General features: G+C 68.4%; 25 protein-coding genes. 14 read left to right on the top strand and 11 right to left on the bottom strand.

What is annotated here, in order from left to right; all coding sequences use genetic code 11:
- Positions 1-5: 5 nt before the first annotated feature.
- Both ZRA01_RS16040 and bamE read right to left on the bottom strand, forming a co-directional pair.
- Entirely contained in the window at positions 6-947 is a 942-nt protein-coding gene (locus ZRA01_RS16040; RefSeq protein WP_141354044.1) for an NADH-quinone oxidoreductase subunit B family protein, read from the bottom strand.
- Between the two features lie 124 nt (positions 948-1,071).
- On the bottom strand, positions 1,072-1,557 hold the full coding sequence (bamE, locus tag ZRA01_RS16035) for an outer membrane protein assembly factor BamE domain-containing protein (protein WP_141354042.1): 486 nt from the start codon (positions 1,555-1,557) through the stop codon (positions 1,072-1,074).
- 135 nt (positions 1,558-1,692) lie between these two features.
- On the opposite strand from bamE, the gene ZRA01_RS16030 reads away from it, so the two are divergent.
- The 7 genes from ZRA01_RS16030 to ZRA01_RS16000 all read left to right on the top strand — a co-directional run bounded on the left by ZRA01_RS16030 (position 1,693) and on the right by ZRA01_RS16000 (position 8,394).
- A complete protein-coding gene (locus tag ZRA01_RS16030) occupies positions 1,693-2,817 on the top strand; it encodes a branched-chain amino acid ABC transporter substrate-binding protein (RefSeq protein WP_141354040.1) in 1,125 nt (374 codons plus the stop codon).
- A gap of 117 nt (positions 2,818-2,934) precedes the next feature.
- Positions 2,935-4,047, top strand: a complete 1,113-nt coding sequence (locus tag ZRA01_RS16025) for a branched-chain amino acid ABC transporter substrate-binding protein (RefSeq protein ID WP_141354038.1) — start codon at positions 2,935-2,937, stop codon at positions 4,045-4,047.
- Between the two features lie 131 nt (positions 4,048-4,178).
- Positions 4,179-5,111, top strand: coding sequence for a branched-chain amino acid ABC transporter permease (locus ZRA01_RS16020; RefSeq protein WP_141354036.1), 933 nt, complete (start codon positions 4,179-4,181; stop codon positions 5,109-5,111).
- Positions 5,112-5,121: 10 nt separating this feature from the next.
- Positions 5,122-6,222, top strand: a complete 1,101-nt coding sequence (locus tag ZRA01_RS16015) for an ABC transporter permease subunit (protein WP_141354034.1) — start codon at positions 5,122-5,124, stop codon at positions 6,220-6,222.
- Complete coding sequence (locus ZRA01_RS16010) at positions 6,219-7,004, top strand: ABC transporter ATP-binding protein (protein ID WP_141354032.1); 786 nt, start codon at positions 6,219-6,221, stop codon at positions 7,002-7,004. Before ZRA01_RS16015 ends, ZRA01_RS16010 begins: the two co-directional genes overlap by 4 nt.
- The gene (locus ZRA01_RS16005) at positions 7,001-7,720 is read left to right on the top strand and encodes an ABC transporter ATP-binding protein (RefSeq protein ID WP_141354030.1); all 720 of its coding nucleotides are present in this window, start codon (positions 7,001-7,003) and stop codon (positions 7,718-7,720) included. Before ZRA01_RS16010 ends, ZRA01_RS16005 begins: the two co-directional genes overlap by 4 nt.
- Positions 7,721-7,833: 113 nt before the next feature.
- Positions 7,834-8,394, top strand: a complete 561-nt coding sequence (locus ZRA01_RS16000; protein WP_141354028.1) for a putative metalloprotease CJM1_0395 family protein — start codon at positions 7,834-7,836, stop codon at positions 8,392-8,394.
- On the opposite strand, the gene ZRA01_RS15995 is transcribed toward ZRA01_RS16000, so the two are convergent.
- Complete coding sequence (locus ZRA01_RS15995; RefSeq protein WP_141354026.1) at positions 8,373-9,119, bottom strand: hypothetical protein; 747 nt, start codon at positions 9,117-9,119, stop codon at positions 8,373-8,375. The two genes, ZRA01_RS16000 and ZRA01_RS15995, sit on opposite strands and share 22 nt — an antisense overlap.
- Positions 9,120-9,200: 81 nt before the next feature.
- Between ZRA01_RS15995 and ZRA01_RS15990 the strand changes: the two genes are divergently transcribed.
- A complete protein-coding gene (locus ZRA01_RS15990) occupies positions 9,201-9,743 on the top strand; it encodes an NUDIX domain-containing protein (RefSeq protein ID WP_141354024.1) in 543 nt (180 codons plus the stop codon).
- 6 nt (positions 9,744-9,749) lie between these two features.
- Here the strand turns inward: ZRA01_RS15990 and ZRA01_RS15985 are convergent, their stop codons facing one another.
- From ZRA01_RS15985 to ZRA01_RS15955, 7 genes are all read right to left on the bottom strand, one after another.
- Positions 9,750-10,409, bottom strand: a complete 660-nt coding sequence (locus tag ZRA01_RS15985) for a ceramidase domain-containing protein (RefSeq protein WP_141354022.1) — start codon at positions 10,407-10,409, stop codon at positions 9,750-9,752.
- Positions 10,406-11,623 carry a multidrug effflux MFS transporter gene (locus tag ZRA01_RS15980; protein WP_281279888.1) on the bottom strand — a complete coding sequence of 406 codons (1,218 nt, stop codon included), beginning with the start codon at positions 11,621-11,623 and terminating at the stop codon, positions 10,406-10,408. The genes ZRA01_RS15985 and ZRA01_RS15980 overlap by 4 nt, the downstream gene beginning before the upstream one ends.
- A 159-nt stretch (positions 11,624-11,782) precedes the next feature.
- A complete protein-coding gene (locus ZRA01_RS15975) occupies positions 11,783-12,178 on the bottom strand; it encodes a hypothetical protein (RefSeq protein ID WP_246093699.1) in 396 nt (131 codons plus the stop codon).
- 57 nt (positions 12,179-12,235) lie between these two features.
- On the bottom strand, positions 12,236-13,726 hold the full coding sequence (locus tag ZRA01_RS15970; protein ID WP_141354018.1) for a YifB family Mg chelatase-like AAA ATPase: 1,491 nt from the start codon (positions 13,724-13,726) through the stop codon (positions 12,236-12,238).
- 78 nt (positions 13,727-13,804) lie between these two features.
- A complete protein-coding gene (locus ZRA01_RS15965) occupies positions 13,805-15,052 on the bottom strand; it encodes a hypothetical protein (protein WP_141354016.1) in 1,248 nt (415 codons plus the stop codon).
- A gap of 66 nt (positions 15,053-15,118) precedes the next feature.
- Positions 15,119-15,376 (bottom strand): accessory factor UbiK family protein, encoded by a 258-nt coding sequence (locus tag ZRA01_RS15960; RefSeq protein ID WP_141354014.1) that lies wholly within the window; start codon positions 15,374-15,376, stop codon positions 15,119-15,121.
- Between the two features lie 100 nt (positions 15,377-15,476).
- Positions 15,477-15,668: a hypothetical protein gene (locus tag ZRA01_RS15955; protein ID WP_141354012.1), complete on the bottom strand. Its 192-nt coding sequence runs from the start codon at positions 15,666-15,668 to the stop codon at positions 15,477-15,479.
- On the opposite strand from ZRA01_RS15955, the gene ZRA01_RS15950 reads away from it, so the two are divergent.
- The 6 genes from ZRA01_RS15950 (at position 15,652) to ZRA01_RS15925 (ending at position 21,217) form a co-directional block, all read left to right on the top strand.
- Complete coding sequence (locus ZRA01_RS15950) at positions 15,652-16,398, top strand: TorF family putative porin (RefSeq protein ID WP_141354010.1); 747 nt, start codon at positions 15,652-15,654, stop codon at positions 16,396-16,398. The two genes, ZRA01_RS15955 and ZRA01_RS15950, sit on opposite strands and share 17 nt — an antisense overlap.
- 51 nt (positions 16,399-16,449) lie before the next feature.
- The gene (gene glnK, locus ZRA01_RS15945; protein WP_079434291.1) at positions 16,450-16,788 is read left to right on the top strand and encodes a P-II family nitrogen regulator; all 339 of its coding nucleotides are present in this window, start codon (positions 16,450-16,452) and stop codon (positions 16,786-16,788) included.
- Positions 16,789-16,803: 15 nt separating this feature from the next.
- A complete protein-coding gene (gene amt / locus ZRA01_RS15940; RefSeq protein ID WP_141354008.1) occupies positions 16,804-18,330 on the top strand; it encodes an ammonium transporter in 1,527 nt (508 codons plus the stop codon).
- A gap of 141 nt (positions 18,331-18,471) precedes the next feature.
- Positions 18,472-18,948: a hypothetical protein gene (locus ZRA01_RS15935; RefSeq protein ID WP_141354006.1), complete on the top strand. Its 477-nt coding sequence runs from the start codon at positions 18,472-18,474 to the stop codon at positions 18,946-18,948.
- A gap of 139 nt (positions 18,949-19,087) precedes the next feature.
- Entirely contained in the window at positions 19,088-20,182 is a 1,095-nt protein-coding gene (gene trmA, locus ZRA01_RS15930) for a tRNA (uridine(54)-C5)-methyltransferase TrmA (RefSeq protein WP_141354004.1), read from the top strand.
- 18 nt (positions 20,183-20,200) lie between these two features.
- Positions 20,201-21,217, top strand: a complete 1,017-nt coding sequence (locus tag ZRA01_RS15925) for a hypothetical protein (RefSeq protein ID WP_141354001.1) — start codon at positions 20,201-20,203, stop codon at positions 21,215-21,217.
- A 71-nt stretch (positions 21,218-21,288) separates the two neighbouring features.
- On the opposite strand, the gene ZRA01_RS15920 is transcribed toward ZRA01_RS15925, so the two are convergent.
- A partial coding sequence (locus ZRA01_RS15920) for a PEP-CTERM sorting domain-containing protein (protein WP_141353999.1) occupies positions 21,289-21,915 on the bottom strand: 627 nt, incomplete at its 5' end.

Raw genomic sequence — 21,915 nt, 5'->3', positions numbered from 1 at the left:
TTCCTTCAGGGTTCCATGTCGCGGTCTTTGACGCGCTGGGGTGCGGCGGCGTGGGCGAGGTTCTTGTAGGCCATGTACTGGGCGCGGGAGACGCCGAGGGGCAGCTTGAGGGGCACCGCGCCGAGCTTCTCGGTGCGGAACAGGTCACCGTCGCGGGGGAAGTCGGGCGAGGTGCAGCCGAAGCAGGGCACGCCGGCGCGGGGCTTGCTGCTGCGCCGGTTCCACAGCTCGCTGTTGCAGTTGGCGAGGGTGTTGGGGCCCTGGCAGCCGAGGTTGAAGAACAGGCAGCCGCGGCCGCCGAACTGGGTCTCTTCGAGGTCGTACTCGTGGTACTCGTTGCGGGTGCAGCCCTGGTGCACCGTGGAGCCGTAAAAAGCCCGCGGGCGGTTGAGGGCGTCGAGCTCGAGGGGCTGGTCGTCGGCGATGAGGGCCAGGCTGCGGGTGATGGTGGTCGGGTGGGTCGGGCAGCCGGCCAGGTTGATCACCGGCAGCCCGGCGCGGGAGCGCCAGTCCGGCCCCAGCAGGCCGCCGGGGCGCTCGCGCTCGAACTGCAGCCCGATGCTGTCGGTGGGGTTGGGCGGCGCCGCGGGGATGCCGCCGAAGGCCGAGCAGCTGCCCACCGCCACCACGTAGCGGGCGTGGGGCGCGAGGGCCTTCACGATGTCGATCTTGGCCCCCCCCCGGTAGCTGTCGAACATGCCGGTGCCGAAGGGGCCGGTGATCAGGCTGCCTTCGATGCACAGGATGTCGAGGCCCTGCTCGCCGGCCTCGATGCGGCCGATCAGCGCTGCCAGCCCGCCGGGCGGCGTGGCGCTGAGGGAGGGGTGCCAGAGGATGTCAAGCAGGCCCCGGCGGATCATCGATTCAATGGACGGGCTGTCGGCGCACAGCAGCGACATGGTGTCGCCACTGCAGGCGCCGGTTTGAAGCCAGAGCAGGCTTGCCATGTTTGATCTCTCCTGCGGACCGATGGGTGGTGTTGGTGGAGGGCAGAAAGCGCGCGCTCCAGAGGGATGCGCAAGTCACATCGTTTTACGTCACGCCGCGCGATGCCTTGAGCCCCGTGAAGTGTCAGTTGCCCCTGGGCTGGGTCGAGCGGCTGGTGCCTGTTACGACGCCGGCCTCGTCGAAATGGATGTTGAAGAACACCTCTGCGCTGAACTCGGGGGGCAGCCGCCAATCCCACACCTCCTCTCGCTTCATCGCAAACTTCTGCACCGAGCGTGGCTTGCCGAGCAGGCGCCGCACCTGGTCGCGGGTCCAGCCGGGCTGGACGCGGGCGAAGTTCTGGGGGGTGAGCACGTTGTCGAGGCTCTTCAGGATGTTGTCCGGCCCGATGGTGGCCATGAAACACTCGGTGCCTTCCGGCTGGCGGGTGTATTCCCAGGTCACGCTGCCGTCGTCGTTGCGCCACTCGATGCCGGGCTTGCCGAGCTTGTCGCGCACGTCGTAGCCGGTGGATACGCCGGGCTTGAGGTCCTTCATGTTCACCGCGTCGCAGGCCGCCAGGCCGAGCATGGCCAGCGCGCCCAAAAGCAGCGAGATCAGCCTCTTCATGGTTCATCCTTTCCGGGGGCGGGCCCCAGCCGGGCCGTTTTCCGCCAAACTGGCCGGGCTTGGTTACAATCGTTCGAATCGTGGTCGGGTTGCCGGCCCATTCTGGCATGAACACCCTTTGCGGAGGATGAGCACTTGAAACAGCGCGCACTGATTGTGGCCCTGGCGGGCCTGACGATGACGGCCAGCACGGCGGCGATGGCCGACGTGGTGGTCAAGCTCGGCTTTGCCGGGCCGCTCACCGGGCCGGTCTCGCACCTGGGCAAGGACGAGCAGTACGGCGCCCAGCTGGCCCTCGACGACGCCAACGCCAAGGGTGTCGTGCTGGGTGGCCAGAAGGTCCGCTTCGAACTGATGCCCGAGGACGACCAGGCCGACCCGCGCACCGCCACCACGGTGGCCCAGCGCCTCGTCGATGCCGGCGTGAAGGGCGTGGTCGGCCACGTCACCTCCGGTGCGGCGATCCCGGCCTCGCGCATCTACGAGCAGGCGGGCGTGCCATCGATCACCCCGTCGGCGACCAGCCCCAAGCTCACCCAGCAGAAGTTCAAGACCACCTACCGGGTGATCGCCAACGACATGCAGCAGGGCGCGGCGATGGCCCGCTTCGCCACCGAGGCCCTCAAGGCGAAGCGCATAGCGGTGATCGACGACCGCACGGCCTACGGCCAGGGCCTCGCCGACGCGCTGGTGGACAACCTCAAGCGGCTCGGCGTGACGCCGGTGGGGCGCGAGTTCACCAATGACAAGGCCACCGATTTCTCGGCCATCCTCACCCGCCTGAAGGCCGCCAAGCCCGACGCCATCTTTTATGGCGGCATGGACGCCCAGGGCGCGCCGCTGCTGCGCCAGATGAAGCAGCTCGGCATCGACGCCAAATACCTGGGCGGCGACGGGGTGTGCACCACCGAGATGATCAAGCTCGCCGGCCCGGCGATCAATGCCGACGTGTTCTGCACCCAGGCGGGCATTCCGATGGACAAGATGCCCGCCGGCAAGAGCTTCAACGAGCGCTTCCTGAAGCGCTTCAGCACGCCGGTGCAGCTCTACGCGCCCTACAGCTACGACGCCGCCAGCGCCCTCATCGAGGCGATGAAGCTCGCCGACTCGGCAGACCCGGCCCGCTACCTGCCGCTGCTCCAGAAGGTCAGCTTCAAGGGCGTCACCGGCACCGTGGCCTTCGACGCCAGCGGCGACATCCGCGAGGGTGGCGTGGCGTTGTATCAGCACCAGTCGGGCAAATGGTTGTTCCGGCCCTGAATCAGCCCTGAATCGGCCCGCGCGCCCCGGCCGTTTTCCGGCCGGGCGTGACATGATCGATGTGGCTTCGAAATTGCTAGAAAGCACTGCCCCGTTCAATCCAGAGGAGGAAACCCCATGAAACACAGCCTTGTCGCCCTCGCCGTGCTCGGTCTTGGTGCATCGGCCGTCCAGGCCCAGGAAGTCGTCAAGCTCGGCGCTGTGGCGCCGCTCACCGGCACCCAGTCGCACCTGGGCAAGGACATCGAGAACGGCGTGCGCCTCGCCCTCGAAGACTACAACGCCAAGGGCGTGACGCTGGGTGGCAAGAAGGTGAAGTTCGAGGTGATGGCCGAGGACGACGCGGCCGACCCCAAGACCGCCACCACCGTGGCCCAGCGCTTCGTCGATGCCGGCGTCAAGGGCGTGATCGGCCACCTCAACTCGGGCGCCTCGATCCCCGCCTCGCGGATTTACAACGAGGGCGGCATCCCGCAGATTTCGCCGGCCTCCACCAACCCCAAGCTCACCCAGCAGGGCTTCAAGGCCACCTTCCGCACCATCGCCAACGACGTGCAGCAGGGGCTGGGCATCGGCAAGTTCGCGGCCACCAGCCTGGGCAAGAAGGTCGCGGTGATCGACGACCGCACCGCCTACGGCCAGGGCCTCGCGGACGAGGTCGAGAAGGCTGTCAAGGCCAGCGGCGGCAGCGTCGTGACCCGCGAGTTCACCAGCGACAAGGCCACCGACTTCCTCGCCATCCTCACCCGCATCAAGGGCAAGAGCCCAGACGTGATCGTCTACAGCGGCATGGACGCCCAGGGCGGCCCGATGCTCAAGCAGATCAAGCAGCTTGGCATCAACGCCAAGTTCATTACCGGCGACGGCGGCTGCACCGGCGAGATCATCAAGCTGGCCGGCGACGCCATCGGCCCCAATGCCTACTGCACCCAGCCGGGCCTGCCCCTCGACAAGATGCCGGGCGGCAAGGACTTCAACGCCCGCTTCAAGAAGCGCTTCAACGCCGACGTGCAGATCTACGCGCCCTACGCCTACGACGCCGCCTCGGCGATCGTCGAGGCCATGAAGGCCGCCAACTCGTCCGACCCGGCCAAGTACGCCGCCCACATCGGCAAGGTTAACTTCCCCGGCGTGATCGGCACCGTGGCCTTCGACGCCAAGGGCGACATCAAGGACGGCGCGGTCACGGTTTATCAGTTCAAGGCCGGCAAGTGGGAGCCGGTGCAGTAAGGCTTTCACCTTGACCCTGTAGGCCTGTAGGGGCGACTTCAGTCGCCCGCGGTGCTTGAACCTGGCTCGCCCTCGTTCCACGCCTGCGGGCGCAAGCCCCCGCCCCCCACCCATTTTCCCCGCCCATCCCCATGGAAACCCTTCTCCAGCAAACCGTGAACGGCCTCGTCGTGGGCAGCGTGTATGCGCTGATCGCCCTCGGCTACACGATGGTCTACGGCATCCTCGGCCTCATCAACTTCGCCCACGGCGACGTGCTGATGGTCGGCGCCCTGGTCGCCCTCGAGGCGATCCGGCTGCTCCAGATCTACGCCCCCGAGCTCGGCATGGTGCCCACCCTGCTGGCCGGCCTGTCGGTGTCGGTGGTAGTGTGCATGATCCTCGGCTACACCATCGAACGCACCGCCTACCGCCGCCTGCGCAACGCGCCGCGGCTGGCCCCGCTGATCACCGCCATCGGCGTCTCGTTTTTGCTGCAGACCCTCGCGATGATCATCTGGGGGCGCAACTATCACTCCTTCCCGCAGCTGGTGTCCACCGAGCCCCTCGAGCCCATCGCGGGGCTGTTCATCACCCCGGTGCAGATCACGATCCTGGCCGTGTCGGCCACCCTGATGGTGGCCCTGGTGCTGCTGGTCAATAAAACCCGCCTTGGCCGCGCCATGCGCGCCACCGCCGAGAACCACAAGGTGGCCAGCCTGATGGGCGTCGACACCAACAAGATCATCGCCGTCACCTTCATCATCGGCTCGGCGCTGGCCGCGGTGGCCGGCGTGATGTTCTCGTCCAACTACGGCACGGCCCATTATGCGATGGGCTTCCTGCCCGGCCTCAAGGCCTTTACCGCGGCGGTGCTGGGCGGCATCGGCAACCTGGGCGGCGCGATGCTCGGCGGGCTGGTGCTCGGCCTCGTCGAATCCATCGGCGCCGGCTACATCGAGGACCTCAGCTTCGGCTTCCTCAACTCCAGCTATCAGGACATCTTCGCCTTCGTCATCCTCGGCATCGTGCTCATCTTCCGGCCCACCGGGCTGCTGGGCGAGCGCGTGGCCGACCGGGCGTGAGGACAAGACCATGAATGAACTCGCCCTCGCCATCCCCTGGCTCGGCAAGCGCAACCCGGCGGCGGCCCGCTGGGTGGTTGTCGCGCTCGCCGTCGGCGCGCCGCTCATCGCGATGCTGTTCGGCAAGAGCTGGGTGCGCATCCTCGACTTTGCGATGCTCTACGTGATGCTCGCCATCGGGCTCAACCTGGTGGTGGGTTTTGCCGGCCTGCTCGACCTGGGCTACATCGCTTTCTATGCGGTGGGCGCGTACACCTTCGCCTTCCTCGCCTCGCCGCACTTCGAGCTGCATCTGCCCTTCTGGCTGGTGCTTCCGCTGGGGGCGGCCTTCGCGGCGCTGGCCGGGATCATCCTCGGCCTGCCCACGCTGCGCCTGCGCGGCGACTACCTCGCCATCGTCACGCTGGGCTTCGGCGAGATCGTGCGGATCTTCATGAACAACCTCAACCACCCGATCAACATCACCAACGGGCCCCAGGGCATCAACATGATCGACCCGCTGGTGCTGTTCGGCTGGGACATCTCGAAGCCCCTCAAGGTGGGCGACGAGATCACCATCAACTCGCTGTTCCTTTATTACTACGTGTTCCTGGCCTGCGTGGTGCTGTCGGTGATTTTGGTCCAGCGCCTGCAGGTGTCGCGGGTCGGCCGTGCCTGGGCGGCGATCCGCGATGACGAGCTGGCCGCCAAGGCGATCGGCATCAACACCCGCAACATGAAGCTGCTGGCGTTTTCGCTGGGGGCCACCTTCGGCGGCGTGGCGGGCGGGCTGTTCGCGGCCTTCCAGGGCTTCGTGTCGCCCGAGAGCTTCTCGCTGATGGAATCCATCGCGGTGCTCACGATGATCGTCTTCGGCGGCATGGGCAACCTGGCTGGCGTCATCGTCGGCGCGCTGGCCCTCACCGCGCTGCCCGAGGTGCTGCGCCACGTGGCGGTGCCGCTGCAGCAGGCGGTGTTCGGCCAGGTGCTGCTCGACCCCGAGGTGCTGCGCATGCTGCTGCTGTCGCTGGCGATGATCTTCATGATGCTGCTCCGCCCGGCCGGCCTGATCCCGGCCTACAGCCGCTACTCGCGGCCCGAGCTGGTGGTCGGCAAGGAGGCGGGCCGATGATCACCCTTCTCGAAGCCCGTGGCATCTGCAAGCGCTTTGGTGGCCTCACCGCGCTGTCGGACGTGTCGCTGACCATCCGCAAGGGCGAGGTGTACGGCCTCATCGGCCCCAACGGCGCCGGCAAGACGACCTTCTTCAACGTGCTCACCGGCGCCTATGTGCCCGAAGAGGGCGAGCTCGTCTTCAACGGCAGCGAGCTGCCCCTCGGCAAGCCCCACAAGGTGGTCGAGGCCGGCATCGCCCGCACCTTCCAGAACATCCGCCTGTTCCGCGACATGACCGCCCTCGAGAACGTGATGGCCGGCCATCACATCCGCTCCCGAGCCAACCCCTTTTCCATCCTGCTGCAGACCAAGCACGCAAAGGAGGAGGAGCGCCTCATCACCGAGCGCGCCTTCGAGCTGCTCAAGTACGTGGGCATCGAGCGCTTCGCCGACACCGTCTCGAAGAACCTCTCCTACGGCGACCAGCGCCGCCTCGAGATTGCCCGCGCGCTGGCCACCGAGCCCCAGCTCCTGGCCCTCGACGAGCCCGCCGCCGGCATGAACGCCACCGAAACCGCGCGCCTGCGCGACCTGGTCCAGACCATCCGCCACGACGGCGTCACGGTGCTCCTCATCGAGCACGACGTGAAGCTGGTGATGGGCCTGTGCGACCGCCTGGCGGTGCTCGACTTCGGCAAGAAGATCGCCGAGGACGTGCCCGCCGAGGTGCAGCGTAACGACGCCGTGATCGCCGCCTATCTGGGCGGCCACGCTGCGCAGAAGGGAGCCGCGGCATGAGCGCCACACCGTTGCTTCAGCTGCGCGACCTGCGGGTCGCTTACGGCGCCATCGAGGCGGTGAAGGGCATCAGCCTCGAACTCGCCCACGGCGAGCTCGTCTCGCTGATCGGTGCCAACGGCGCCGGCAAGACGACCACCCTCAACGCCATCGCCGGCACCCTCGGCACCGCCGGCGGCGAGCTGCTCTACGAGGGCAAGGGCATCGAGAAGCTGCCCGCCCACCTGCGCCTGCGCCGGGGCCTGGCCCTGGTGCCGGAAGGGCGGGGCATCTTCACCCGCCTCACCGTCGAGGAGAACCTGCGCATGGGCGCCTACTGCCGGCGCGACCACGACGCCGTCGAGGCCGACCTGGAGCGGGTGTTCACGATGCTGCCACGGGTCAAGGAGCGCCTGCAGCAGGTTGCCGGCACCCTGTCGGGGGGCGAGCAGCAGATGGTCGCCATCGGCCGCGCGCTGCTGTCGCGGCCGCGCCTCCTGCTGCTCGACGAGCCTTCGATGGGCCTCGCGCCGCTGGTGGTCGAGAAGATCTTCGAGGTGATCCGCTCGGTGGCCGCCGAGGGCGTGACGATCCTCCTCGTCGAGCAGAACGCCAACCTGGCGCTGGAGTTTTCGCAGCGCGCCTACGTGATGGAATCGGGCCGGATCACCCTCGCCGGCTCCGGCGCCGAGCTGCTGGCCGACCCGAAGGTGAGGGCGGCGTATCTGGGCGAGTGACTCCGGGGGCTGACGCAGGGTATTTTCCGGTCTAATCTGGAAGCGACGGCGTTTCTCGCCCGCCAGCTTGGGGCGGCGTCCCCAGTTTTCTTACCTCGATCAGGTTCTTTCGCATGTCGGTTTCTGCGCTGGGCTCTGCCCAGGCCTTCGCCTATAGCCCGCCTTCGGCCCGCCCGGCTTCTGCTGCCGGTTCGGCAGAGAGCGGTGCTGCGGCCGGGCGCAGCGTGGCCGGCCGAAGCGAGGGCCTCAGCGAAGCCGATCTCAGGATCGTCAGCGAGCTCAAGGCCCGCGACCGGGTCGTACGGGCCCACGAGATGGCCCACATGGCGGCCGGGGCCGGCATCGTCACCCGGGGGGCCAGCTTCAGCTACCAGACCGGGCCGGACGGCCAGCGCTACGCGGTGGGGGGCGAGGTCGGCATCAACACTTCGCCTGGCCGCACGCCGGAGGAAACCCTCGCCAAATCTGACCGTATCCGCGCCGCCGCCCTCGCGCCGGCCGAACCGTCGGGCCAGGACCTGCGCGTCGCCGCCGAGGCCACGCAGATGGCCGCCGAGGCGCGGCAGGAACTCGCCGCCACATCCGGCAGCCCGGAAACCGGGCGCGTCGGGGCTGCGTACGGGGCGGCGGCCTCAGACGCGTCGGGTGGGCGTCAGGTGGATGTCTGGGCCTGATCCGGCGATGGGGCGTGGGGAGGCTGCGCGCCTGAGTTGTCGGCCCACTCCACCAGATGCCAGCGCTGCCGGGTGATCTGCCACACGGTGTAGCGGTGTGGTCGGTCGCCGGCGAGGCGGAAGGTTTCGTGGTCTGTCAGCTCGATGGTGCCGCCGGGCCAGAAGTGGGCCAGGGTGGTTTCCAGGCTTTGGTCGTCGATGGTGAGGGCCTGCTCGCTGCCGGGCTTCGGGGGGGCGGTGGTCGAGATCACGTCGTGGTAGCTGGCCCAGGCATGGCCAGATAGGTGGCGCGCAATCAGGCGGCGCCAGTCTTCGGCGGGGGCTGCGAGCTGGCCCAGTACGTTGGAGAACAGGATCGCTGCCTCCGGGTGGGCGGCGGCGAGGCGGGCGAGGCCGTCGGGCGTCGCCAGGCAGTTGAGGCGGCTGAAGCCCAGCCGGCCGGCGTCGGGGCGGTGGGCGAGCAGCCAGCGGGCCAAGGGGTCGGGCTCGAGGGCGGTGACCCGCTCGAAGCGCCTCAGGAAGCCCGCCGGCAGCGCGTAACCCGCGCTCGGCCCCACAATCACCAGCTCGCGCCGCCCCGGCTGCCAGCCGGCCAGCCAGTCGGCGACCACGCGCTGGAAGGGCGCCCACAGGCCGTGCCGGTGGCGCAGCGCGCGCAGGTGATAGACCAGCCCGCCGCTGGGGGCCAGCAGGTGGTCGGCGAGCGGCGGGCAATCGGAATTCATGCGTTGATTATGCCGGACGGCCTAGCCAGCCGTGGCCGCCGGGTGCGATGCTTCGGGTCTTTCGAACCGACGGAGCACCCCATGCACGACCCTCTGCACGAAGAACAGCAATCCACCGAACAGGTTTTCGACGGCAAGCTCCTGCATGTGTTTCGGGATGAGGTGCGCCTGCCGGACGGCCGCCTGGGCCTGCGCGAATACGTCAGGCACCCGGGCGCGGTGGTGGTGATCCCGGTGTGCGAGGATGGCACGCTGATCTTCGAGCGGCAGTTCCGCTACCCGCTGCGCCGGGCCTTTCTGGAGTTGCCCGCGGGCAAGATCGACGCCGGTGAGGACATCCTGGCCTGCGCCCGCCGCGAGCTGCAGGAGGAAACCGGCTACGTCGGCGCCGAGTGGCGGCACCTGGGGGTGATGCACCCGTGCATCGGCTACTCGGACGAGCGCATCGAGATCTTCCTCGCCACCGGCCTCCACCATGTGGGGCACGCCTGGGACGAGGGGGAATTCCTGGAGATCATCCGGATGCCTTTGACCGAGGCCCGCGCGGCGGTGTTCGACGGCCGCATCACCGACGCCAAGACGATCACCGCGCTGTTCTGGGCCGAGCGCGAGCTGGCGGGCTGAAGCGCCTCAGCCGGGCGCCGTCGGCCGGGTGGCGAGCAGCCCGCGCATGCAGCAGTACAGCATCGCTGCATTGATGAGGTGCCAGCCCAGGTGGGTGCCCGCCGGCCAGGCGTCGCACAGGGGCTGGTCGACGGCACGGCAGACGAGGCTCACCACGAACAGCCCGGCCGCCCGGTTGAGCCAGCGGGCCGCCACCGGCCAGCGCGGTGCGGCCTGGCGGGCGCACACCAGGAGCAGCAGGAAGGGCGCCAGGTAGCTTTCGGAGTCGTTCTGGCTGAGGGTCGGCAGCTGCTTGGTGGCAAACACGAACAGTCCGGCCAGCACCACGAAGACTCCGACGCCCAGGTTGGCGGCACCGTTGCTGCGCCCCAGCGCATGCACCTGGAAGCGTTGATGGAAGGCCAGCACGAAGACGGCGATGAAGCCGATGTCGAGCAGCGCCGCCCAGCGCGTGGCGATGGTGTGGAAGGCGAAGCTGCCGAGCCCGACCGCTGCGATCAGCAGGATCAGTACCCGCATGTCGCGCCCGGCGCCGCGCCCGGCCTGCCGCCACAGCAGCGCCGCTGCGACCAGGAAGGCCAGGTTGGTGGCGGCGTTGAGGGGCTCCGACCACAGGCTCGGGTCGGTGCGCTCGCAGTACACGTCGAGAGGGTCGGACCATCTCATGGCCGGGGCTCCGGGCGAGGGTGAAAGCGCAGCCACCACAGCCCGCAGCAGGCCAGGCTCATCAGCAGGCTGGTGGCGGAGCCGAGGGCCAGCTCTTGCACCGAACCCCACAGGGCCGGCGCGGCGACGCCGGCGCACACGGCGCTGACCAGCATCTGCAGGAAGCTCTGGCAGCTCGAGGCCAGCCCGCGGTGTTCCGGGAAATGGTCGAGCGCCAGCAGCGTCAGGCAGGGCAGCCCGATGGCCATGCCGAAGGTGTGCAGCATGATGGGCAGCACCGACTGGGGCAGCCCGGGCGACAGCAGGGTGGACACCGCCACGTTGCAGGCCGCCGCCGCCAGCATCGTCGCGACGGAGACGCCCACGGTGCGTGCCGGCGACAGCCGGCCGGCGAGCCGCGCCGACACCGCCGAGCCGGCCATCATCGCCAGCACGGTGGGGATGAAGAACCAGCCGAAGCCGGTCTCGGGCAGCCCCAGGTGCTGGATCAGGAACACCGGGGCCGACAGCACGTAGAGAAAGTAGGCGTTGAAACCGAGCCCGCCGGCCAGGGTTAACAGCACGAAGCCCGGCGTCGAGAAAACCTGGGCATAGCGCCGCGCGAGCATCACCGGGTGGAGCGGCTGGCGCGCCGCCAGCGGCAGCGTTTCGTGGAGTTGCCGCGCGGTGACCAGGGCCAGCCCCAGCCCGAGCAGGGCCAGAAAGACGAACACGGCCCGCCAGCCGAAGGCCACGAAGATCCAGCCGCCGAGCATCGGCGCGATCGCCGGGCCGAGGGCGAAGGTCATGCTGACGTGGCTCATCAGGCGCTGGGCGGCCGGCCCTTCGTGCAGGTCGCGCACCACGGCGCGGCCCACCACCATGCCCGCCCCGGCGCTGATGCCCTGCAGCGCGCGGCCGATCAGCAGGGTTTCGATGCTGCCGGCGAACACGCACACCAGCGAGGCCAGCGCAAAGAGCAGCATCGACACCACGATGACGCGCTTGCGCCCCCAGGCGTCGGACAGCGCGCCATGCCACAGCACCATCGCCGCCATCGGCAGCATGTAGGCGGTGAGGGTCTGCTGGACCTGGAGCTGATCGGCACCGAGATCGCTGCCGATCGCATGGAGCGCCGGCAGATAGGTGTCGATCGAGAAGGGGCCGACCGTGGCCAGCGCCGCCAGCAGCAGCGCCAGTTGGATGTAGGGCATGGGTTGGGGAAAGTGGGTAATGGGAAGTGGGAAATGGGGGGCTGTCGCGGCTCGTGTCGTTTCCCATTACCTGTTGCCGGTGTTGCATGGCAGGGAGTGGAGAGTGGGAAGCAAGGCATGGGGCGGCTGGAGGCTCACGCCCACTTCCCACTCCCCATTACCCATTCCCCAGAAAACGCCTTACTCGACGACGTGCACCTTGTCGACGTAGTAACCGGTCTCGCCGAAGCAGGTGGACGGGATGCCCAGGTGCTGCTGGTAGGCGAGGGACACCCGCTTGCCCATCACGGCGTTGATCTCGGCGGCCACCTTGTCGTCGCGCACGGTGAAGGGAAAGATCTCGGGCAGGCTGCCGGGGATTGCGACGATGGCCAGCTCGCCTTCCCAGGTCTTGCACAGCCAGCCCTTCTGCGAAAACTTCTGCACGTAGCCGGCACGCTCACCGGCGGAGTAGCTCCAGCTGAGGGCCAGCCATGTGTAGCCGATGACGAGCGCGGTGATCAGGACGGTGAAGCCGATGAACCACAAGAACCAGTTCTTGCCCCGGGAGGCGCCGGTGGAGGGGGTGGATGCCACGTGAAACTCCTGCTTGGATGAATTGAAGTGGTGCTTGAGGCGCGCTGGACGGGCGCCTCAAGCGAGGCCGCGGCGGCTCTGGATGGCTTCGGCCAGATGGGCCGCGCCGACCGCCGGGGCTTCACTCATGTCCGCGATTGTACGCGCGACTTTCAGGATCCGATGGTAGCCCCGGGCCGACAGGCCGAGGCGCTCGATGGCGCTTTGCAACAGTTTGCTGCCGGCTGCGTCGGGCTGGCACCACGCCTCGATCTCGGCGCCGGCGAGGCTGGCGTTGGGCTTGCCCTGGCGCGCCAGCTGGATCGCCCGGCAGCGGGCGACCCGCTCCCGCACCGGGGCGCTGGCCTCGCCGGAGGGGGCGGTCTGCAGGTCGGCCACTGGCAGCATGGGCACCTCGAGGAGCAGGTCGATGCGATCGAGGAGCGGGCCGGAGAGCTTGCCCCGGTAGCGGGCGATCTGCTCGGGCGTGCATCGGCAGCGCCCGTCCGGGTGGCCGTGGAAGCCGCAGGGGCAGGGGTTCATCGCCGCGACCAATTGAAAGCGGGCGGGGAACTCGGCGCGCCGGGCGGCGCGGGAAATCGTGATGTGGCCGCTCTCGAGGGGCTCGCGCAGCGCTTCGAGGACGCGCCGGTCGAACTCGGGCAGCTCATCGAGGAACAGCACGCCGTTGTGGGCGAGGCTGATCTCGCCGGGGCGGGGCGTGCTGCCGCCGCCCACCAGGGCTGCGGTGGAGGCCGAGTGGTGCGGGGCGCGGATCGGGCGCTGGCGCCAGCGTTCGGGGCGGAAGCTGCCCTCGACCGAGTGGATCGCCGCGGTTTCAAGGGCTTCGGCGTCGTTCAGCGGTGGCAAGAGGCCCGGCAGGCGCTGGGCGAGCATCGACTTGCCGGTGCCGGGTGGGCCGTAGAAGAGCAGCGAATGCTGGCCGCTGGCGGCGACTTCGAGGGCGCGCCGGGCCTGGACCTGGCCTTTCACGTCGGCGAGGTCGGGGTAGCTGGGCGGCGGAGCGAGGGGCGCGCCGGTGTAGGGCTCGAGCAGCGTGTGCCGGCACAGGTGGGCCACCACGGCGAGCAGGTTGGGCGCCGGCAGGATGGTGACGCCATTCACCAGCGCGGCCTCGGCGGCGTTGGCCGCGGGCAGGATCAGGGTGCGCCCGCTCTCGGCGGCCTGGCGGGCCAGGGCCAGGCCGCCGCGCACCGGGCGCAGCTCGCCCGACAGCGAGAGCTCGCCGGAGAACTCGTACTGGGCGAGGGCGTCGGCGGGGATCTGCCCGGACGCGGCCAGGATGCCCAGGGCGATCGCCAGATCGAACAAGCCGCCCTCTTTCGGCAGGTCGGCCGGGGCGAGGTTGACGGTGATCCGCCGCTGGGGAAACTCGAACTGGCTGGTCTGCAGCGCAGCACGCACCCGGTCGCGGGCTTCGCGCACCTCGACGTCGGGCAGCCCGACCAGCGCGAACGCGGGTAAGCCATTGGCAAGGTGGACTTCGACGCTGACCTCGGGGGCGGCGAGGCCAACGAGGGCGCGACTGGTCAGGACGGCCAGGCTCATGATGAGGCTCGCATAAAGCCCGGAGTTTATCCTGTTGCCGCGGTCAATGGCAGCGCGTATGCGCTTTTGATGGCGGTGTCAGCGCCCGATCGGCAGGGTCAGCTGGGGGCCGGGGCCGCTCTTGCCGGTGAGTTCGAGGCGCGACAATTCGACCAGCAGCGAGAAGGTGGACTTGCTGTCCTGGTCGGCCTCGTCCACGTAGAACCAGTGATCCTTGTAGTTCACCGCCACGTGGGCGTTGGTGGGGCGCTCGGTGCCGGGCTGGCTGCGCACCCGGAAGAGTTCGCCCATCACCTGCTGCCAGTCGAAATCACGCCCGGTGGCGTCGCGGGTGGTGGTGACAAGGCCACGGGCGCGGTGGGCGTCGGGCACCTCGACGCCGTGGCTCACGTAATAGAGGGCTTGCAGCAGGGAGCGGGTTTCGAGGTCGAGATGGGTCAGGCCGTCGGCCGGCTGCGCCGCGCGGAAGGGGCTGAGCGCCTCCTGGGTGAGGCGGAACTCGCTGGTGCCGCGCTTCAGCCGGAAGACCTCGGCGAAGGCGCGGGCATCGGGGCTGTCGAGCTCGCGCGGGTCGAGGCGCACCACCGGGTAGCTGCTGCGGCGGAGCAGGCGCCAGTGGCGGCCGCTGGCGTCGTGGCGGTATTCCATGCCGCTCCGGGCCGCTTCGATCAGATCCCGGGCCGCCACCGCACCGGCCGGCAGCGCGCCGCCCAGGGTTTCTTCCTGCTCGGCCATCCCGAACACCAGTGCGCCCCGGTCCTGCAGGCTCTGCAGGGCCGCGATGCCGCGCAGGAAGTCGGCAGCCGGCGGGGCCTGGCGGGGCGTGGGGCCGCTGGCGGTCTCGGCGTTGGGCACCCAGTTGAGGTTCTCGAGGTAGAGCCGGAAGACCTTGGAGATCGGCCAGGTGGTCTTGGCCAGGTAGATCACGCCATCCAGCGGCAGCGGGGTGAACAGCTTGCGGGTGAATTCCTGGTCGTCGAGGGGGGTGAGGCTGAAGGTGGGGCGGTCGGCGCCCATGATCTGGGCCTGGGGCAGCACCGCGGTGAAGCTGCGGTTGAGGTCGCCCCCGGCGGCGGTGAAGAAGGGCAGCAGGCCGACGCTCTGGCTGCGCTCGAACTGGGCGGCGATGGCCGACACCGCCAGGCTGCTCGGCGTGTCGGTGTAGCGCAGGCGCACGATGTTGAGCAGGAGCTGCTCTTCGGTGGTCCGCTTGATGACCTCGTTGTACTGCAGGCGGGCGTGGTCGAGGGTTTGCGGGCCGAGGCTGGTGCAGCCCGACAGGCCCAGGCCGAGGGCCAGCAGGGCGATGAGGAACGGGCGGGGCACGGGCGTCTCCTGGGCTGACATGAAAGAGGGCGCCGCAGCGCCCTCTTGGGATGGTGCGGTGGTGGTTTATTCGTCGGCCGGCGCGCGGGCGGCCAGTTCGGCCTCGAGGCGGGCGACCCGGTGTTCCAGGTCGGCCAGCTTCTCGCGGGTGTGGGCCAGCACTTCACGCTGCACTTCGAATTCTTCGCGGGTCACCAGATCGAGCTTGGAAAAGCCGCTGGCGAGCAGGGCGCGGGCGTTCTTTTCCAGGTCTTTGGCGGGGCTGTTGGCGAGGAGTTCGGAGACTTTCGAACCGATTTCGTCGAGGATCTTGGGATTGGCCATGGACGTGTTCCTCATGGGTGAGTGGAAAGGAGAGCCTGGCTGAAGTTTAGCATCGCCCCTGTGCGCCGGCCCCATCGGGTGATGCACCAAATCGGCGCCCTCAATTGGTGCGCGAATCCAAACTGGTGCGCACGGTTTTGTTGTTGCGCTGCAAAATTGGTTGAGCCTTGTTTGTAATAAATTGAATGTAAAGGATTTTTAAAGCTGGCACATGGGTTGCTAAGGGTAAGCCATAGCTTTGAAACCCCCGATTGAACACTTTGGAGATCTCCACCATGCGCAAGACCATCATCGCCTCTGCCCTGATCGCCGCTTCCGTGCTGTCCACCCTGGCCCACGCCGCCGATGCAGCGCCTGCTCCGGAGCACACCTTCACCAGCAACGTCACGCTGGCCTCCGAGTACATCTACCGCGGTATCGGCCAGACCAACCGCAAGCCCGCCATTCAAGGTGGTTTTGATTACGCCCATTCGAGCGGCGTGTACCTGGGCACCTGGGCGTCCAATGTGTCCTGGCTGACCGACGGCAACTCGACGGTGAGCAACAGCATCGAGATGGACTTCTACGGCGGCTTCAAGAACACCGTCGGTGACTTCGGCTACGACGTGGGCCTGCTGCAGTACTTCTATCCGGGTTCCGGCTACGGCAACAACCCGAACACCCTGGAAGGCTACGTCGCCGGCAGCTGGACCTTCCTGACCCTGAAGTATTCCCACTCCTTCAGCGACCTGTTCGGCTGGGTCGGCAGCAAGAACTCGGGCTACCTCGACCTCACCGCCAACTATGAGCTGGTTCCCACCGTCAACCTGGTTGCTCACGTGGGTCGCCAGAAGGTCAACGGCTCCTCCGCCGAGGGTGCTTCCTACACCGACTACAAGCTGGGCGTGACCAAGGACTTCAGCGGCACCGTGCTGGGCCTCAGCTACATCAACACCACCGCCAGCAGCGCCTGGTACACGAACCCGCTGGGCAAGGATCTGGGCAAGGACCGCATCCAGTTCTCCATCACCCGCACGTTCTAATTCCAGCCATTCCATGGCGGCCCCCGGGCCGCCGTGCCTGAGGAGTCGACCATGAAACTCGTTACCGCCATCATCAAACCCTTCAAGCTCGACGAGGTGCGCGAGGCGCTGTCGGCCATCGGCGTGCAGGGCATCACCGTTACCGAGGTGAAGGGTTTCGGCCGCCAGAAGGGCCACACCGAACTCTATCGCGGCGCCGAATACGTCGTGGACTTCCTGCCCAAGGTCAAGATCGAGGCGGCCGTGAAGACCGAGATCCTCGACCAGGTCATCGAAGCCATCGAAAAGTCCGCCAGCACCGGCAAGATTGGTGACGGCAAGATCTTCGTGTTCGACCTCGAACAAGCCATCCGCATCCGCACCGGCGAGTCCGGCGCCGAAGCGCTGTAAAAGGAGCCTGCCATCATGAGAAAGCTATTCGCTGCCCTGCTGGCCTCGGTGGCCCTGGGCCTCGCGGGGGGGGCCGTCGCCGACGACAAGCCGGAAGCCCCCGTCGCCGCCCCGGCCGTCACCGCTGGGGCCGAAGCCAAGCTTGAGGCCCCGGTCGTGCCGGCCGTCGCCGTTGCCGCCGCGGCCAAGCCGGCCGAAACGGCCGCCGCACCCGAAGCCGCTCCGGCGCCGGTGCCCAACAAGGGCGACAACGCCTGGCTGATGGTGTCCACCGCCTTCGTCATCCTGATGTGCATCCCCGGTCTGGCGCTGTTCTACGGCGGCCTGGTGCGTGCCAAGAACATGTTGTCGGTGCTGCTGCAGGTCTTCGCGGTGTTCTCGCTGATCAGCGTGCTGTGGGTGCTCTACGGCTACTCGATCGCCTTCACCGAGGGCAGCGCCTTCTTCGGTAGCCTCGACAAGGCCTTCCTGAAGGGCATCACGCCGGATTCCGTCGCCGCCACCTTCTCGAAGGGCGTGGTGATCTCCGAGTACATCTACGTGGCCTTCCAGGGCGCCTTTGCCGCCATCACCGTGGCCCTGATCCTTGGCGCCTTCGCCGAGCGCATCAAGTTCTCGGCGGTGCTGCTGTTCGCCGTGCTGTGGTTCACCTTCAGCTATCTGCCGGTGGCGCATATGGTGTGGTACTGGGCGGGCCCGGATGCCTACACCTCCGCCGAAGCCGCCGATGCGGCCAACGCGACGGCCGGCTTCCTGTTCCAGAAGGGCGCCCTCGACTTCGCCGGCGGCACCGTGGTGCACATCAACGCCGCCGTGGCCGGCCTGGTCGGTGCCTTCATGGTGGGCAAGCGGATCGGCTTCGGTCGCGAATCCTTCGCCCCGCACAGCCTGACCCTGACCATCGTCGGCGCGGCCCTGCTGTGGGTGGGCTGGTTCGGCTTCAACGCCGGCTCCGCCCTCGAAGCCAACGGCGCCGCCGCCCTGGCCTTCGTGAATACCTGGGTGGCCACCGCCGCCGCGGCTTTCTCGTGGCTGCTGGTCGAATGGCTGGTCAAGGGCAAGCCGTCCGGTCTGGGTGCCGCATCCGGCGCCGTCGCTGGCCTGGTGGCGATCACCCCGGCGGCCGGCTTCGTCGGCCCGGTGGGCGCGATCGTGATGGGCCTGCTGGCCGGTGCGATCTGCCTGTGGGGTGTGAATGGCCTCAAGCGCATGCTCGGTGCCGATGACTCCCTCGACGTGTTCGGCGTGCATGGCGTCGGCGGCATCCTCGGCGCCATCCTCACCGGCGTGTTCGCGGCTCCGTCCCTCGGCGGCACCGGCATCTGGGACTACGTCGCCAACAAGGCTGCCGACACCTACTCGATCGCCGACCAGGTCATGGTGCAGGCCACCGCCGTCGGCATCACCGTGGTGTGGTCCGCGGTTGTCGCCTTCGTCGCCTACAAGCTGGTCGACATGTTCGTCGGCCTGCGGGTGGCCGAGGACGAGGAGCGCGAGGGCCTCGACATCACCTCCCACGGCGAGAGCGCCTACCACCAGTAAGCCGCTCTCCCCGGCAGCAAACGGAACGGGTGCCTTCGGGCGCCCGTTCTTTTTTGGGCGGCGCTGCGATGCCTGACGGGGAGCGGCGCGCGAAGCGGCAATCTGCTAGTCTCCGGCGGTTTTCTCCTCACCCGAAACACCATGGACAAGTACGAAAAGTTCAAGATCGAGCAGGATTCCCTGCTCAAGGCGCTGGCCGAGAACGGCCCCAGCGAGAGCCTCATGCACCGCATGCAGGCCCTTTACAAGGACGCCTGCGTGGTCATCGCCCTCGGCCCGAACATCGCCCTCGAGCGGGGCCCCGAGGACGCCGGCCGCGAATACGCCGACGAGCAGGATTTCGCCGCCTACGTCGAAACCTACGTGCTCGCCGTGCAGAGCGGCGAACTCGCCCGGCTGTTCGAGATGCAGCCCTGGGGCGCGGTCGCCTACGAATACGAGACGGTGGATGTGGACGGCAAGGTCTGCCCCGGCGTCCGGGTCAGCTGGGCCAACAAGATCGCCTTCCTGGCTGGCGGCAAGGACGGCGCCTTCGAGGCCCGCCTCGAAGCCATGGCCAAGGCCCTGGCCACGCTGATGTCGGCCAAGTGGTACCGCTGGCAGGTCCGGCTGGTCTGACGGTTCCCGCCCGGCGGGCGGCTCGCCTGTCGCCATGCCGCAGCGCAGCATGGGTTTCCCCGCGGCTCGCCGACAGGCGTATATTCCGGCCCTCATCCCCCCTTTGATCGGTTCGGCCGTGGGCCGGGCCGTGTGCGCCATGCCCCTGCCCAGTTTCGACCCCGCCGACTACCCGCAACAGCTGGCCAGCAAGGTGGCCCGCTACAAGGCCGAATTTGCAGCCTTCGACCTGCCCGAGCCGGAAGTCTTCGCGTCTGAACCCCAGGCCTACCGCCTGCGCGCCGAGTTCCGCATGTGGCACACCGGCGATCGCGTCGATTACGCGATGTTCGACCCGGCCGATCCTAAGACGGCCATCGTGCTCGACACCTTTGCGCCCGCTGCCCCGCCCATCGCGGCGGCGATGCCGCGGCTGCGCGACGCGCTGATCGCCAGCGAGCCGCTCAAGCGCAAGCTCTTCCAGGTGGATTTTCTGGCCACGTTGTCCGGCGAGCTGATGATCACCCTGGTCTATCACCGCCCGCTGGACGAGGCCTGGGAGGCCGCCGCGGCCGGGCTGGCGGCCGAGTTGGGCGTGCAGCTCATCGGGCGCAGCCGCAAGCAGAAGATCGTCCTCGGCCGCGACTGGCTGCTGGAGGCCTTCGAGCTCGACGGCCGGCAGTTGCATTACCAGCAGCTGGACGGCAGCTTCACCCAGCCCAACGGGGGCGTTAACCGCAAGATGCTCGGCTGGGCGCGGGCCCGCGCGGCGGGCATCGGCGGTGACCTGCTGGAGCTGTATTGCGGCAACGGCAACTTCACGGTGGCGCTGGCGCCGCTGTTCGGCCGCGTGCTGGCCACCGAGATGAGCAAGCCCTCGGTGCGCGCCGCCGAGTACAACCTCGAGGCCAACGGCGTCGCCAACGTGACGATGGTGCGCATGGCCAGCGACGAGATCAGCGACGCCCTGGCCGGCGGCCGCGAGTACCGGCGCATGAAGGACGTCGACCTGGCCGCCTACAATTTCACCACGCTCTTCGTCGACCCGCCCCGCGCCGGCCTCGACGCGCCCACCGTCGAGCTCGCCCGCGGCTTCGACAACATCCTCTACATCTCCTGCAACCCCAACACCCTGCGCGACAACGTGGCGGCGCTGCAGGCCACCCACCGCATCGCGGCGGCGGCGGCCTTCGACCAGTTCCCCTACACCCACCACCTCGAATGCGGCCTGCTGCTGGTGCGGCGGGCCGGCTGAGCGGGCAGAGCGCGGGCGATGGGTTTCTTCGACTGGCTGCTCGGCAAAGGGGGCGAAGTCTGCGACGGTGACCCGCGCCTCGCTGAGGCGATGGCCCGGGTGATCGACGCCACCGATCCGCGCCTCAGGCTGCTCGACGGCGTGCGGGAGCGCCTGTGCCCGGCGGTCACCCACGCCCTGGCCTATGCCGACCAGGTGGCCGCCGCGCTGCCGCCCTGTGTCGACACCAGCCCCGACAACTGGTCGGCCAGCCCGGTGCTGCGCGCCTTCTTCGTGCGGCCCGTGGATGTGGCGACGACGCTCCGCGACAGCCACGACCTGCAGGACTTTCTGGCCTCGCCGGCCGGCAGCGTGCTCGACCGGGTGTGCTGCGTCGTCGCCGCCACGCGCAGCGAGCAGACGGTGCTCGGCACCGCCCTCGATGGCGACATCCTGCGCCAGGACGTGGAGCAGAAGACCGTCAGCTTCCGCCACTTCCGCCTGTTCGGCTTTGCCGCCACCGAGGAGGCCCTCCGCCAGCGCATCGCCGACACCGTGCTCGAAGGCCTGGTGATCGCTGCGCTGCGGGAGATCAACAACCGCCAGCAGCAGGGCGACCGGCTGGCCTTCGCCCAGCGCCTCCTCAGCGGCCGCCTGGCGCTGATGGAGAAAAGCCGCGCCGGCCTCGATGCGCTCGAGTGCGGCTCCTGGAAAGGCCGCGACATCGAGCGCCTGCGCGACAGCCTGGCCGCCAACGCCGCCGAGCTTGCCGCCCACCACTCGGCCGGCAGCGGGCTGGATGCCACGCTGGAGGGCGTGATCCGGACACTCGAGGCGGCCGATGCGGTGATCCACGCCGAAAAACTGTCGCTGTCCCTCGACGCGATGAACATCGTCGTGCCTGAGGGCAGCGCCGACGCCGCCATCGTGCCGCTGCTCGAATTCTCCACCGCCACCCCGGGCAGCTCGCGCCGAGTGGCCTTTCTGGCCTCGGTGCCGCGCCATGCGGTGGCCGAGCGCAAGCTCGACCTGGCCTCGGGGATGCGCCTGCTGTAGCGCCGCGCCCGGCGGCCTCCACAAAGCAAAAAAACCGGCAGCTGCCGGCTTTTGGGGCTGGGGCCCGGGGGTCAGGCGCGCTTGCGGCGGCTCAGGGTGAGACCGGCGAGGCCCAGGCCCAGCAGGGCGAAGCTGGTGGGTTCGGGCACGGCGTTGCTGATGCTCACCTCGTTGGCGATCACGACGTTGTCCAGGTTGATGCCGGAAGAGACGACGCTGACGTCGGAGCCGAACTGGAAGAGGATGTCGACGGTGCTGCCTGTGAACGCGGACAGGTCAAATTGGGCGAGGCCGGTCGTGTTGCTGGAGGAGTCGAAAAACCGCTGGCCGGCGATCGGGTTGCCGAAGCTGTTCGTCATGGTGCCTGGCTGGTATTGCATGGCCGAGCTGCCCGTCGGCGTCACGACGCTGTTGCCCACCTTCACATTGAAGCCGTCGAACAGGGTTTCGAACTGCGCTGCGTAGTTGAAGCTCAGCAGGATGTTGTTGCCGGTCAGGGCCAGGTTGCTGATCTGGTAATACGCGTTGCTGGAATTGCTGTAGGCGGTGGCGTGGCCCATCATCGTGCTGCCATTGATGGCGTTGCCCGTGGTGTTGAGCACGAACCCGCCGGCGCTGGTTTCGTTGGCCCCGAGGCCGGCTTCGAAATCCTGGGAGAAGATCGTTGCGGCGTGGGACGACAGCGAGGCGAGACCGAG

Source organism: Zoogloea ramigera (genome assembly GCF_006539865.1).
In the GTDB taxonomy this organism is placed as follows: domain Bacteria; phylum Pseudomonadota; class Gammaproteobacteria; order Burkholderiales; family Rhodocyclaceae; genus Zoogloea; species Zoogloea ramigera.
Note: the sequence above shows the minus strand (reverse complement) of the source record. Positions and strands in the feature narration are given on the sequence as shown.